Origin of the sequence: Rhizobium sp. NLR10b, assembly GCF_019685435.1 — a bacterium.
Taxonomy (GTDB): domain Bacteria; phylum Pseudomonadota; class Alphaproteobacteria; order Rhizobiales; family Rhizobiaceae; genus Rhizobium.
Genome location: NZ_JABDWV010000027.1, coordinates 23195 through 37114, shown reverse-complemented (window position 1 = coordinate 37114; position 13920 = coordinate 23195). Strand labels below are relative to the sequence as shown.

Sequence of the window (13920 nt, the reverse complement as noted above, 5' to 3'; positions counted from 1 at the left end):
ACGACGCCACGGTGCAGAAGGTGCTGATCAACGGCGTCAAGTGGGCCTACAACCCTGAAGGCGCGTTGACTGGCATTACCGACGCTCCAAATGTGCCCGTGGAAAAGGCATTGGAGCCGATCGTCGAACGCGGCCCGAAACTGCACCAGGCCGGCGAAGCCGGTTACCGCTGAATTTGATAAACGACTATGAGGACACAAATGCGCTTGATCATTCTCGGAACGGGAGGATGGGCAAACACCCATGCCATAAATTTCTCGGAAATCGCCGGCGTCAAGATTGTTGCTGCCGTTGATACCGACGAGGTCCGACTTCGGGCCTTCGCGCTCAGGCATGGCATCCCGCTTACCTTCACATCGCTCGATGACGCCCTTGCGTGGGGGGAGTTTGACGCCGTGACCAATGTGACGCCGGATCGCGCGCATTATTCCACGACAATGAAGATACTCGGCGCCGGCAAACATGTGCTCTGCGAGAAGCCCCTGGCCGTCAACTACCGCGAGGCCAAGGAGATGGCCGACGCCGCGGCGGCGTCCGGCAAGGTCGCGATGGTAAACCTTACCTATCGTAACGTGGCGCCGCTGCAGGCGGCGCGAAAGATGGTACTGGATGGCCGCCTCGGCGCGATCCGCCACTTCGAAGCCTCGTATCTGCAGAGCTGGTTGGTCTCCAAGGCCTGGGGCGACTGGACCAAAGAATCCCAATGGCTTTGGCGGCTCTCGACAAAGCACGGCTCCAATGGCGTGCTGGGCGATGTCGGTATCCACATTCTCGACTTCGCGGTTTTTGCCGCCGGAAGCGACGTCAAGGCGGCGGCGTCGCATCTCAAGGTTTTCGACAAGAGTCCTGGGAACCGGATCGGAGAATACGAACTCGATGCAAATGACAGCTTCCTGATGATGGCCGAACTCGAAAACGGGGCGGCCGGTGTCATTCATGCGACGCGCTGGGCGACAGGCCATCTGAACGAATTGCGCCTGCGCTTGCATGGAGACAAGGGGGCGCTGGAGGTGGTGCATACGCCTGAAGGCTCCACCCTCAGGGCCTGTGAAGGCGCCGATGCCGACAAGGCGATCTGGCGCAAGATCGAGGTCGAGCCGGTCATCACCAATTTCCAGAGATTTGCGAACGCCGTGCAAAAAGGGGAGAGGGATGAGCCGGGTTTCGGCCATGCCGCCAAGCTGCAATTTGTTCTTGATCACGCAGTCAAGACGGCCGGCGCCCTGACGGAGCTTTAGGCAGGCTCTTCGGAGGGCGGTCGAACTCGTCAAATGCGCTGGTTCAGCTCGTCTTCGCTGATGCCGAAATGCTCGAGGATGATCCCGACGTTCCGGCGGTGCGACTTGAAATAGACGTCAAAGAGATCGCCGATCAGCGGAACCGTGCCGCAGGCGGCGTCGACGCCGAGATTGACCGCCATGCGGGCGAGCTTATGCGCGGGAAGGCCGAGGCGCCTTGCTTCGTCGATGATGAAAAGACCGATAAGCGACCCGGCAACGTCACCGACGGCCGGGATGAGGCCGAGAACCGAGTCTGCACCGATCCGTACGCCCAAAGGCAACCTGACTGCGGTGTCCATGAGCCGAGCGATCGCGGCGGCGCGGCGAATTCTGCCGAGTTCGGCGGCGGTGGGATATCTCATGGCCTGGGAAACTGGCATCAGCGACTCCGCCGAGCGACGGATCGCTGCGCCTCCATCACGAAGGCAGGGACGCCGTCCATCGTCCGAAGCTGCGTGTACCCGGTGCGATCGAAAGCGTTTTCCATGGCGGTGGAACGCCGCAGACCCGATAAGGTTCGTGCGGTGCGACGGAGATCATCTCGCGTCGGGAACGACGACCAGTTTGCCTACAAAGTTTTTCGCCATGAATTCGGTCTGCGCCCGGTGGAAGTCCGACAGCGGATAGACGCCGCCGACGAGGGGCCGGATTTTGCGGCCTTCGATATAGTCGACGAGCCTGCGGAAATCGGCGCGACTCCCCTGGCTCGATCCGTGCAGCTCGAGCTGCTTCAGATATATCGTCCGCAGATCGAGCTGCACGACCGGGCCGGCGATGGCGCCGGCCGTCGTGTAGCGGCCTTCCGGACGCAGGATCTTCAAGAGATCGTTGAACAGCGGTCCGCCGACCAGATCTGCGACGACGTCGATCGGCTGGCCACCACTTGCGGAATGGACGGCCTCGACAAGATCGCCCTTGCTGCGGGTCACTACCGCTTCGGCGCCGATGTCGATCATCGCCGCCTCCTTGCCGGGGCCTGCGACCGCGATCGGGATGGCGCCGCGGGCGCGGGCGAGCTGGATGATCGCTGAACCGACGCCGCCCGAAGCGCCGGTGACGAGAACGCGCTCGCCGGCGACAAGCCTTGCCCGTTCCAGCATACGTTCGCCGGTCAGATAGGCGCAGCAGAAGGTAGCAAGCTCGACATCGGTCAGATCGGTCGCGACGACATGGGCGTTCTCGGCCGGAAGCGCCATATATTCGGCGTAGCCGCCATCCCGCCCGTGGCCCATGTAATCGATGTCGGCAAGACTGTCGTCATCGCGATTATAGATCGAGAAGTCGACCATGACGCGTTCGCCGATGCGTCTCGGATCAACGCCCGCGCCGACGCCGACGATATGGCCGACGGTATCGGTGCCCTGGATGCGTGGAAATGTCAGAGTATTGCCCTGCCTGCGCCAGGTGGAGACGGCGGAGGGATCATCTTCTGTGCCGTAGGCGCCTTGGCGCACCCAGACGTCGGTATTGTTCATGCCGCAGGCAGTGACTCGGATCAACACCTCACCCTCCGCCGGTGTTGGGACAGGAACGTCCCTGTCGTAGACGAGCTTTTCCAAGCCACCATGGCCGGTGAGCAACACCGCCGCCATCTTTTCCGGGATCGTCATGCGGCTCTTCTCCTCAGATGGTTTTGAAAACACTCTCGATCGCGTCCGCAGCCGCCTTGACGACGACGTCTGCTTCTTCCCGGCTAAGGCAGAGCGGTGGAGCGAAGCCGAGAATGTCGCCCTGCGGCATGGCGCGGCCGATGACGCCGCGTTCGAGAAGGGCGGATGCGACCTGCGGACCGATCTTGCGGGCGGGATCGAAGAACCGGCGATCGTCCCTATCCTCGACGAATTCGATTGCCGCCATCAGACCGTCGCCGCGGACCTCGCCGACATTCCGATGGCTGCCAACCGCCTCCTGCAATTGCGACCGGAAATAGCTGCCGGTCGTGCCGGCATTATCGACGATGCCGAGTTCGTCGATCAATTCCAGATTGGCGATGCCTGCGGCAGCGCAGATCGGATGGGCGGAATAGGTCCAGCCATGGCCGATTGCGCCGAGCTGATCGGAGCCCTGCACCAGCACCTGCCAAATCTTGGTCGAAACGATCGAGCCGGAAAGCGGAGCATAGGCCGAGGTAAGGCCCTTGGCGATGGTGATCAGGTCCGGCTTCATGCCATAGTGATCCGAGCCGAACATGGTGCCGAGACGGCCGAAGCCGGTGACGACTTCGTCGGCAACAAGCAGGATGTCGTATTTGTCGAGCACGGCCTGGATCTTCTGCCAGTAGCCCCGCGGCGGCGGCACGATGCCGCCGGTGCCGAGGATCGGTTCGCCGATGAACGCGGCGACGGTATCGGGGCCTTCGGCGAGGATCATCTCCTCCAGTCTGTCGGCGCAATATTGCGAGAACTGGTCCTCGTCCATCGAACGGTCGGGGCGGCGGAAATAATAGGGCGCCTCGGTGTGAAGGATGGGCGTACGCGGCAGGTCGAAGGCATTGTGGAAAAGCGCAAGACCGGTGAGGCTACCGGTCATGACGCCGGATCCGTGATAGCCGCGCCAGCGCGAGATGATCTTCTTCTTTTCCGGCCGGCCGAGAATGTTGTTGTAATACCAGATCAGCTTGATGTTGGTCTCGTTGGCATCCGAGCCGGAAAGGCCGAAATAGACGCGGCTCATGCCCGCGGGCGCGCGGTCGATAATCATTTTCGCAAGCGTAATCGACGCTTCCGTACCATGGCCGACATAGGCGTGGTAGTAGGCGAGGGTCTTCGCCTGTTCGGCGATGGCGTCGGCGATCTCCTGGCGGCCGTAGCCGACATTGACGCAATAAAGCCCGGCAAAGGCATCGAGGCTTTTGCGGCCGCTGGTGTCGGTGATGTAGACACCTTCGCCCCCGGTGACGACCCGCGTCGGCGTCTCGCCACGCGCATGCATGCCCATATGGGTCGAGGGATGAAAGAAGTGGTCGCGGTCCCAGGCGGTGAGTTCGTTGCTTTTCTCGAGCATATCCTATCCTCTCTTGAAATGGGCGCTCAGGCGGCGGTGTCGATGCAGAGATACTTGAGCTCGGTGAAAGCCTCGAGCCCGTGGCGGGAGCCTTCCCGGCCGAGGCCGGACTGCTTCCACCCGCCGAAGGGGACGGGGCCGCCGGTGATCTTCACGCGATTGATCGCCACCATGCCGTATTCCAGCGCGCGGCCGAGGCGCATCTGGCGGGCGCCATTCTCGGTGACGACATAGGCGACCAGGCCATATTCGGTGTCGTTGGCACGGGCGACGACCTCTTCCTCCGTATCGAAAATGGCAAGTGCTGCCACAGGCCCGAAAGTCTCCTCGCGCATGATCAGCGCATCCGCCGGCACATCCGTCAAAAGCGTCGGCTGATAAAAGAGTGGGCCGGCTCTATGGCGGCTGCCGCCTGCAACGAGCCGCGCGCCACGCGTCAAGGCGTCGGCAACCTGGTCCTCGACCTTGACGACAGCGCGTTCATGCATCAGCGGCCCGATTTCGCTTTCAGCTTCGATGCCTGCGCCGACCTTCAGCGCGCCGATGCGCGCGGTAAAAGCCGTGGCGAAGACATCGGCGATGCGCCGCTGGACAAAAATGCGATTGGCGGCAAGGCAATCCTGGCCTGACGTGGCAAACTTGGCACCGACGGCGATCTCGACGGCTTTCGCGACATCGGCATCGTCGAAGACAATCAGCGGCGCGTGCCCGCCGAGTTCCATTACCAGCCGCTTCATGGTCGGCGCGCACTGGCCGGCGATCAGGCGTCCAACTTCGGTCGAACCCGTGAAGCTCATGGCGCGCAGGCGGCTATCGCTGCACATCCGTCCGACGATCGTTGCAGCATGGCCGGTGACCACGTTAAAGACGCCGGCGGGAATACCGGCCCGTTCGCCGAGTTCGGCAAGCGCCAGGGCAGAAAGCGGCGTTTCCGAGGAGGGGTGGGCGACGACCGTGCAGCCGGCGGCAAGTGCTGCGGCCGCCTTACGGGTGAGCATGGCGGAAGGGAAATTCCAAGGCGTGACGATGCCGACGACCCCAAGCGCCTCGCGCCGGACAATCATTTCCGCTCCGGCTAGATGGCTGGTGACGCTTTCGGCGTTCAGCCGCTTGCCTTCTTCGGCATACCACTCGATGAAGGAGGCGGCGTAGTCGATCTCACCGCGCGCTTCGGCAAGCGGCTTGCCCTGTTCGAGCGTCATGATCAGCGCCAGATCTTCCCTGGCGGCGAGCATCAACGCGTGCCATTTCTGCAGGATCGCCGCGCGGTGCTGCGGCAGCATCGCGCGCCAAGCGGCAAAGGCCTGCGACGCCGCATCGATCGCCATCGCCGTCTCCTCAGCATCGAGGCTCGCAACCCATGCCAGCGTTGCCGAAGAGGCCGGATCGGCAACAGCGAAGCTTTTGCCTGTGGCCCCTGCGATCCACCGGCCGCCGACATAGGCGAGATCGCGCAGGAGATGACGGTCGGCGAGCCGTGACAGCGCATCATGAAAGTCGGGGCGGGCAAACACGGCGGTCATGTCCAATCTCCTCGTTGCGGTTGACGCAAGTCTTCCACAAGAGCCGACGAGAGATTGTCCTTTACCGAAGGCGGAAAGAGACAGACGGTCTAAAGGACGGCCGCCTGCTAGAGAGATTGTCTAGGAGGCGCTCTGTTCTTCCCCGGAGACGGCGAAGGAAGAGACCGGAAGGACTGTATCCTCCTTCACCGTCTTGGTGACGATGTAGGTGAAGTAGCGGTCGATGCCGAGTTGGCGGTCGAGAAGGCCGTCGACCAGCCGCTGATAGGCGTCGATATCGGCCGCCATGATTTTCAGGATATAGTCGACGCCGCCGCCGACCGACCAGCAGGCGACGATCTCGGGAGTTGCGGCAACGGCGCGCTCGAAGCGCTCGAAATCGGCCTGGCGATGATTGGCGAGCGTCACTTCCATCATCACGCTGGCCACCGGCGCAATGCGCCGCGGGGCGATCCGGGCGTGGTAGCCGGTAATGATCCCCGCCTTTTCGAGCTTGCGCAGCCGCATCCAGCACGGCGTCGGCGACAGCCCTGCCTTTTCGGCCAGCGCCAGCTTGGTAATGCGGCCGTCGTGCTGGACGGCGTCGAGGATGCGCAAGTCGATGGCGTCGAGCTTCATGGCGCTTTCTTTAGAAAGAAATCATTTCAAACGCGGTGAAAAGACAATGGAAGCGCATTTTGGCATTGTCAATTGAACTGATTTTCAGCAGTGTTAAAATCATGACAAATTGGCGTCCCGATCCCTCGCAACTCCGCCGCCCTGCCTATCTCTCGCTCGCCGAGCAGATCGCCAATGCGATCACCGACGGCAAGCTCTCCGACGGCACGCAATTGCCGCCGCATCGCAAGCTGGCGGATGATCTGCATCTTTCCGTGCAGACGGTGAGCCGCGCTTATGACGAGCTGAGCCGCCGCGGACTGATATCGGGCGAGATCGGACGCGGCAGCTTCGTGCAGACGCGGCCGCCCGAGCCGGAGCCGCCTTACCTGCCGGAACGGCTGGGGGAGGTGATCGATCTTTCGATCCTGAAACCGGTCTGCGAGCAGATCCATCTGGAAAGGCTACGCCAGGCCTTCGGCTGGCTCTCCGAGAATCTGCCTTCCAGCTCGGCCCTGTCGTTCCGGCCGAATATGGTTTTTCCCCGCCATCGTGCCGTTGCTGCCGAATGGCTGGAGCGCTGCGGGCTCGACGTATCGCCGCTGAACATCAGCGTGACGAATGGCGCGACTTCGGGCATGACGGTGGCGCTGATGAGCGTCGCCCCGCCCGGTTCGACCGTTGCCACCGAGGCGATCAGCCATCATACGCTGGTGCCGCTCTCCAGCTATCTCGGCCTGCATCTCGAGGGGCTGGCGATCGACGAGGAGGGGATGATACCCGAAGCGCTTGATGAAGCCTGCCGGACGGGGCCGGTCCGGGCGATCTTCCTGCAGCCGTCGGTGATCAATCCGATGGCGGCGCTGATGAGCGCCAAGCGCCGGCAAGCTCTGGCAGCCGTTGCCGCCAAACACGACATAGCAATCATCGAAAATGACATTCTCGGCCCGATGGTCGAGGACCGCGCGCCACCGATGGCCGCCTTCGCGCCGGAACGCACGCTCTACGTCACGAGCTTCACGAAGATCACCGTTCCCGGCCTCAGGATCGGTTATCTCGTTGCCCCTGACCGCTATGTCGCCGCCGTTGCCAACCGGCATCTGGTCTCCAGTTGGATGGCGACACCGGCGATGGCCGAAATCGCCACCCGCTGGGTCAGCGACGGAACGGCGATGGAACTCGTCAACTGGCAGCGCCGCGCCCTTGTCGGGCGCCATGCGATCGCCGCGGATATGCTGGCCGGCCTGTTCTATCGAACGCATCCGCAAAGCCTGCATGTATGGCTGCCGCTTTCCGGCAACCATGCGGAAGATGGTTTCGTGTCGCAGGCAAGGCTGCGGGGCGTGGCGATCGCGCCGGGCAAATCCTTCCGCACCGCCGATCACGGCTGGACGCCGGCGGTGCGCATCTCGCTCGGCTCGACGACGGAAGGCGAGCTGCGGACGGGACTGGGGATCGTTGCCTCACTGGCGCAGGGAAATCCCGAAGAGCTGCTGCTCGCAATTTGAGGCCGGCGCCTCATGGGCAGACGCAGAATAATTGTCATGATATTATTTTACGAATTGACATGATTTTCGAGCGCCGTCATCGTTAGGCCATTGCTTGTCTCAACAGGGAGAGACATGAATGCCTGCGCCCATCATCCGCATCGACAACATCGTCAAGAGATACGGCCCGCTGACCGTGCTCGACGGCCTGTCGATGAATGTCATGCCGGGCGAGAAACTGGCGCTGATCGGGCCGTCCGGCTCCGGCAAGACGACGATCCTGCGCATCCTGATGACGCTCGAAACGATCAGCGGCGGCCATATCGAGGTCGATGGCGAGCAGCTCTATCACATGCCGAATGGCAACGGGCTGGTGGCGGCCGATGAACGGCATCTGCATCGCATGCGCGAGAAGATCGGCATGGTCTTTCAGCACTTCAATCTATTCCCGCACAAATGCGTGCTCGACAATGTGACGCTGGCGCCGATGCTGACCAAGGGCATCAAGCGGCCCCAAGCCGAAAAGCGGGCAATGGAGCTTCTCGACATGGTCGGTCTCGCCGATAAGGCTAGAAGCGTGCCGGCGCAGCTTTCCGGCGGGCAGAAGCAGCGCGTCGCCATCGCCCGGGCGCTGGCGCTGTCACCGAAGATCATGCTGTTCGACGAGGTGACCTCGGCGCTCGACCCGGAGCTGGTCGAGGAGGTGCTGAACGTCATGCGCCGTCTCGCCTCCGAGACCGACATGACGATGCTGCTCGTCACCCACGAGATGGGCTTTGCCCACGACTTTGCCGACCGCGTGCTGTTCTTCGATCGCGGCAGGATCGTTGAGGAAGGCAAACCCGGCGACATTTTTCGCAATCCGACGCAGGAGAGGACGCAGATCTTCTTGCGCAAGATCATCGCGGCAGGGCACCGCGTCTGAGATCCGACATTGCCCGCAAAAACAAAGCGCAAGGAAAGCCAGAGGAGTTGGGAACGATGAAAGCAGGATATATTTTGAACGCCATCGGCCTGTCGGCGCTGCTGATGACAGCAGCCGGCCAGGCTTGCGCCGGCGATGACAAGCTCGAACAGCTGAAGGAGCAGGGCTTTGCCCGTATCGCCATCGCCAACGAGCCGCCGTTCACGGCGGTCGGCGCCGACGGCAAGGTCTCGGGTGCCGCGCCCGATGTGGCGCGGGTGATCTTCGAAAAGCTCGGCGTCAAGGAAGTCGTTGCCTCGATCTCCGAGTACGGCGCGATGATTCCCGGCCTGCAGGCCGGCCGACACGACGCAATTACGGCGGGCCTCTTCATGAAGCCGGAACGTTGCAATGCCGTCGCCTATTCCGAACCGATCCTCTGCGACGCTGAGGCCTTTGCTCTCAAGAAGGGCAACCCGCTGAAGCTGACGAGCTACAAGGATATCGCCGATAACCCGAACGCCAAGATCGGCGCGCCGGGCGGCGGCACGGAAGAGAAGCTGGCGCTGGAAGCCGGCGTGCCGCGTGACCGCGTGATCGTGGTTCCGGACGGGCAGAGCGGCATTAAAATGCTGCAGGATGGCCGCATCGACGTCTATTCGCTGCCGGTCCTGTCGATCCACGATCTGTTGACCAAAGCGAACGATCCGAACCTCGAAACCGTCGCCCCCGTCGTCAACGCGCCGGTCTATTGCGACGGCGCCGCCTTCCGCAAGCAGGACGTTGCGCTTCGCGATGCCTTCGACGTCGAGCTGAAGAAACTGAAGGAATCGGGCGAATTCGCCAAGATCATCGAACCCTACGGCTTCTCGGCCAAGGCGGCGATGTCGACGAGCCGCGAAAAGCTCTGCGCCGCAGCCAAGTGATCTGATGTAAGCAGCCGGCCATGCTCCCGCCATGGCCGATTGCCCTTCGCACCATCTCCAGAGAAGTGAGCTGCCGATGTCGGTGTGGTCCGGCTATCTGACACTGATCCTTCAAGGCGCCCTGGTGACGCTCGAGCTGACGATCATGGGCTCGGCGCTGGCGCTCGTCATGGCCTTCCTGGCCGGCCTCGGCCGCCTGTCGCGCTTCTTTGCCCTCCGGGCTCTGGCGACTGCCTATATCGAATTCTTTCGCGGCACCTCGATCTTCGTCCAGCTCTTCTGGGTCTATTTCGTCCTGCCCTTCGCGGGATTGACGTTGACGCCGCTGCAGGCGGGCGTGCTGGCGCTCGGTCTGAATGTCGGCGCCTATGGCGCGGAGGTGGTGCGCGGCGCCGTCAAGGCCGTCGGGCGCGAACAATCGGAAGCCTGCATCGCGCTCAATCTGTCGCGATACCAGCGCATGCGCCACGTCATACTGCCGCAGGCGTTGCCGCTGATGCTGCCGACCTTCTGCAACAATGCGATCGAGCTTTTGAAGGGCACTGCCGTCGTGTCGCTGATCTCGCTGACCGACATGACCTTTCAGGCGCAAGTGGTGCGGGCGCAGACCGGCAATACGTTGGTGCCTTTCGCAGCGATCCTCATCCTCTATTTCCTCATGGCCTCCGCCATCTCGGCGGCGATGCGCCTCTTGGAGCGACGGATGACACGCGGCCTCGATGGCATGAGGACCTGATCATATGGAATGGGATTGGGACTTCGTCTGGCAGATCATGCCGACCCTTCTCGAAGGGTTCAAGATCACCATTCTCGCGACTATCCTCGGCGCTGCTGTCGCCATGGTCGCAGGCCTCGCGCTTGCCATCGCGCGGCGGTCACCGGTCGCCGTCATTTCCAGAACGGTCGGCTTCGTCTCTGAATTCATCCGCGGTACGCCGCTGCTGGTGCAGCTCTACTTCATCTTCTACGTCCTGCCGGATATCGGCATCCGGCTGTCGCCGCTCACCGCCGGCGTCATCGGCATGGGCATTCATTATGCGACCTATACGGCCGAGGTCTATCGCGCCGGCATCGAGAACGTTTCGCGCGGACAATGGGAGGCGGCCAAAGCCACCAATCTGACGACGCGCCAAGCCTGGATCCACGTGATCTTGCCGCAGGCGATCCCGCCGATGATCCCGGCGCTCGCCAATTATTTCATCGCCATGTTCAAGGAAACGCCGCTGCTGTCGGCGATCACCGTGCTGGAATTGATGAACCAGGCCAAAAGCATCGCCAATAGCAACTATCGCTATATTGAACCCATGACGCTCGTCGGCGTCTTCTTCCTCGTCATCAGCTTGATTTCGGTTGTCGGATTGCGCTGGCTCGAGGAGCGCTATGCCAGGGTGGATGACTGACATGACGGCATCGATCGAGATCATTCCCGCCGGCCGACTGCCACGGCTGGACGACCGGCCGCTGGAAAAGCGCATCGGCCTCGTCATCCTGGCGACCGACCACACGACGGAAGTCGACTTCCGGCGGATGGTCGCCAGCGACCGTATCGGCGTCTATGTCAGCCGCATCCACTACGCCAATCCGGTGACACCGGAGAATCTCCTGAAGATGCAGCCGTCGCTGACCCAAGGCGCAGGGCTCATTCTGCCGGATGAGACGCTGGATGCCGTCATGTATTCCTGCACCTCCGCCTCTGTTGTCATCGGCGACCGCAAGATCGAGAAAGCGATCCATGCGGCCAAACCCGGCGTTCCCGTTGTGATGCCAACGGCGGCGGCTGTGAAAGCCCTGAAGGCGTTCGGCGCCAGGCGGATTTCCGTGCTGACGCCTTATACAGTCGAAACCAGCCGGCCGATGGCGGATTATTTCACCCGTCTTGGTTTTGCGATCGATCTCTTTACCTGCCTCGGTCTGAGCGACGACCGCGAGATGGCACGGATTGCGCCGGATGACATTGCAGCCTTCGCCCGCCAGGCGCTGGCGCCGCAATCCGATGCACTGTTCATTTCCTGCACTGCAGTGCGCGCCGCACAGGTCGCCGCCCGCATCGAAGCCGAGACCGGCAAGCCGGTGGTGACCAGCAATCTCGCCACCGCCTGGGCCTGCCTGCGGCTCTGTGGCGATGATCAGGCGCGGCCCGAACTCGGTCGGTTGATGACCAGACCCTATGGGGAAGGCTGAGCGCATGAAGGGTCTCCTGCCAGTTTCGATGGAGGATATCCGTGCGGCGGCGCACCGGATCGCCGGCCGTGTTGTGGAAACGCCGATCGTGTCGTCGGCATCGCTCGGCGAGATCGCGGGCGTTCCGGTCTGGCTGAAGCTCGAACATCATCAGACGACGGGCAGCTTCAAGCTTCGCGGGGCGACCAATGCGGTAGCGTCATTGTCGCCGGCGGAACGCGTGCGTGGCGTCGTCGCCGCCTCGACGGGAAATCACGGCCGGGCGCTTGCCCATGCGGCGAAGGCACAAGGCATGGTCGCGACGATCTGCATGTCGCGGCTGGTGCCGGCGAACAAGGTTTCAGAAATCCGCCGTCTGGGTGCCGATGTGCGCATCGTCGGTCGATCACAGGACGAGGCGCAGGAGGAGGTGGACCGGTTGGTGCGAGAGCAAGGGCTGGTGATGGTTCCGCCTTTTGACCATCCGGCTGTCGTAGCCGGGCAGGGAACGCTGGGGCTCGAGATCGTCGATGCATTGCCGCAGACAGCCACGGTTCTGGTGCCGCTCTCGGGCGGTGGCCTTGCCGCGGGCGTTGCCGCCGCGATCAAGGGCGTCAATCCGAAAACGAGAGTGATCGGCCTGACGATGGAACACGGCGCCGCGATGAAAGCGAGCCTCGATGCCGGACGGCCGGTGCAGGTCGAGGAAGTGAGAAGCCTTGCGGATTCGCTCGGCGGCGGCATCGGCCTCGACAATCGCGTGACTTTCACCATGTGCCAGGCGCTTCTCGACGAGGTCGTCCTGCTGACGGAGGCGGAGATCGCCGCAGGCATGCGTCATGCCTATGCCTGCGAGCGCGAGATCATCGAGGGGGCGGGAGCGGTCGGAATAGCAGCGCTGCTGGCGGGCAAGATCAGCTCCGGCGGCCCGGTCGTTGCGATCCTTTCCGGGCGAAATGTCGACATGGAACAGCACCGCCGGGTGATCAACGGCGAGGGTACGGCATTCACGGAAGGTGGCCCATGAACCGCATGATCATTCTGACGGAAGCGGAATTGCGCAAGATCGTGGTGCTCGATCGCGATGCGGTCGCCTGCATCGAGCAGGCTTTCGCGGCGCTTGCCACGAAGGCAGTCGCCATGCCGCCAATTCTGCGGCTCGACATTCCGGAATATCGGGGTGAGGTCGATGTGAAGACCGCCTATGTTCCGGGCATTGAAGGTTTCGCCATCAAGATCAGCCCCGGTTTCTTCGACAATCCAAAGATCGGACTGCCGAGCACCAATGGCATGATGGTGCTGCTGTCCAGCCGGACCGGCCTGGTGCAGGCGCTGCTTCTGGACAATGGCTATCTCACGGATGTGCGCACCGCGGCAGCCGGAGCCGTCGCCGCGAAATACCTGTCACGGCAAGACTCCAGCGTGGCCGCAATTTTCGGCGCCGGAATGCAGGCTCGGCTGCAACTCGAAGCACTGACGCTGGTGCGGCCTATCGCCGAGGCCAGGATCTGGGCCCGTGATGCCGCCAGGGCGCAGAAGGCAGCGGCCGAATTGAGCGGGAAACTTGGATTTCCCGTCAGTGCCGCCTCGGATCCGAGAGAAGCAATCTCCGGCGCCGATATTATCGTGACCACCACGCCTGCGGAAAAACCGATCGTCGAAGCCGAGTGGCTCGAACCCGGGCAGCATCTGACAGCCATGGGGTCGGATGCGGAGCACAAGAACGAAATTGATCCGGCGGCCATCGTCCGGGCCGGTCTTTATGTCGCCGACAATCTGAAACAGACGCGCCGCCTCGGCGAATTGCACCACGCAATCGAAGCCGGCCTGGTCGCGGCCGATGCCGAGCTTGCCGAGCTCGGCCGGATCGTTTCCGGTCGGACGGCGGGCAGAACGAGCAGCGACCAGATCACCATTGCCGACCTCACCGGCACCGGCATCCAGGACACTGCTATCGCCACCCTTGCCTTCGCCCGCGCCGGCGTGATGAAGGCGGGGACCACATTCGAAAGCTGACCGGCGCGGCGCCGGAAAAGAAGG

Annotated in this window: 14 protein-coding genes and 1 pseudogene; 10 read left to right on the top strand and 5 right to left on the bottom strand. The window is 62.7% G+C overall.

Features of this window, described 5'->3' with window-relative positions; genetic code table 11:
• Positions 1–173 (top strand): annotated as a pseudogene (locus HJB91_RS29215) (trehalose utilization protein ThuA); the annotation flags it as partial.
• Positions 174–200: 27 nt separating this feature from the next.
• The gene (locus HJB91_RS29210) at positions 201–1238 is read left to right on the top strand and encodes a Gfo/Idh/MocA family protein (RefSeq protein WP_221156737.1); all 1038 of its coding nucleotides are present in this window, start codon (positions 201–203) and stop codon (positions 1236–1238) included.
• Between the two features lie 29 nt (positions 1239–1267).
• On the opposite strand, the gene HJB91_RS29205 is transcribed toward HJB91_RS29210, so the two are convergent.
• The 5 genes from HJB91_RS29205 to HJB91_RS29185 form a co-directional block, all read right to left on the bottom strand.
• On the bottom strand, positions 1268–1660 hold the full coding sequence (locus tag HJB91_RS29205) for a DUF4112 domain-containing protein (protein WP_210631907.1): 393 nt from the start codon (positions 1658–1660) through the stop codon (positions 1268–1270).
• Positions 1661–1816: 156 nt separating this feature from the next.
• Positions 1817–2890 (bottom strand): alcohol dehydrogenase family protein, encoded by a 1074-nt coding sequence (locus HJB91_RS29200; protein WP_210631908.1) that lies wholly within the window; start codon positions 2888–2890, stop codon positions 1817–1819.
• A 13-nt stretch (positions 2891–2903) separates the two neighbouring features.
• Positions 2904–4283, bottom strand: a complete 1380-nt coding sequence (locus HJB91_RS29195; protein ID WP_210631909.1) for an aspartate aminotransferase family protein — start codon at positions 4281–4283, stop codon at positions 2904–2906.
• A 26-nt stretch (positions 4284–4309) separates the two neighbouring features.
• Positions 4310–5806, bottom strand: a complete 1497-nt coding sequence (locus tag HJB91_RS29190) for an NAD-dependent succinate-semialdehyde dehydrogenase (protein WP_221156735.1) — start codon at positions 5804–5806, stop codon at positions 4310–4312.
• Positions 5807–5926: 120 nt separating this feature from the next.
• The gene (locus tag HJB91_RS29185; protein WP_210631911.1) at positions 5927–6424 is read right to left on the bottom strand and encodes an Lrp/AsnC family transcriptional regulator; all 498 of its coding nucleotides are present in this window, start codon (positions 6422–6424) and stop codon (positions 5927–5929) included.
• A 101-nt stretch (positions 6425–6525) separates the two neighbouring features.
• Between HJB91_RS29185 and HJB91_RS29180 the strand changes: the two genes are divergently transcribed.
• The 8 genes from HJB91_RS29180 to eutC all read left to right on the top strand — a co-directional run bounded on the left by HJB91_RS29180 (position 6526) and on the right by eutC (position 13896).
• Positions 6526–7911 carry a PLP-dependent aminotransferase family protein gene (locus tag HJB91_RS29180; protein WP_221156733.1) on the top strand — a complete coding sequence of 462 codons (1386 nt, stop codon included), beginning with the start codon at positions 6526–6528 and terminating at the stop codon, positions 7909–7911.
• A gap of 118 nt (positions 7912–8029) precedes the next feature.
• Positions 8030–8815, top strand: coding sequence for an ectoine/hydroxyectoine ABC transporter ATP-binding protein EhuA (gene ehuA / locus HJB91_RS29175; protein ID WP_210631913.1), 786 nt, complete (start codon positions 8030–8032; stop codon positions 8813–8815).
• 56 nt (positions 8816–8871) lie between these two features.
• Complete coding sequence (gene ehuB / locus HJB91_RS29170; RefSeq protein WP_210631914.1) at positions 8872–9720, top strand: ectoine/hydroxyectoine ABC transporter substrate-binding protein EhuB; 849 nt, start codon at positions 8872–8874, stop codon at positions 9718–9720.
• Positions 9721–9796: 76 nt separating this feature from the next.
• Positions 9797–10456, top strand: a complete 660-nt coding sequence (gene ehuC / locus HJB91_RS29165; protein ID WP_207603351.1) for an ectoine/hydroxyectoine ABC transporter permease subunit EhuC — start codon at positions 9797–9799, stop codon at positions 10454–10456.
• A 4-nt stretch (positions 10457–10460) separates the two neighbouring features.
• A complete protein-coding gene (gene ehuD, locus HJB91_RS29160) occupies positions 10461–11120 on the top strand; it encodes an ectoine/hydroxyectoine ABC transporter permease subunit EhuD (protein WP_221127060.1) in 660 nt (219 codons plus the stop codon).
• A gap of 1 nt (position 11121) precedes the next feature.
• Positions 11122–11901, top strand: coding sequence for an ectoine utilization protein EutA (gene eutA, locus HJB91_RS29155; RefSeq protein WP_210631916.1), 780 nt, complete (start codon positions 11122–11124; stop codon positions 11899–11901).
• A 4-nt stretch (positions 11902–11905) separates the two neighbouring features.
• On the top strand, positions 11906–12907 hold the full coding sequence (gene eutB / locus HJB91_RS29150) for a hydroxyectoine utilization dehydratase EutB (protein WP_210631917.1): 1002 nt from the start codon (positions 11906–11908) through the stop codon (positions 12905–12907).
• Positions 12904–13896 (top strand): ectoine utilization protein EutC, encoded by a 993-nt coding sequence (gene eutC, locus HJB91_RS29145; protein ID WP_221156730.1) that lies wholly within the window; start codon positions 12904–12906, stop codon positions 13894–13896. The genes eutB and eutC overlap by 4 nt, the downstream gene beginning before the upstream one ends.
• Positions 13897–13920: the final 24 nt, after the last annotated feature.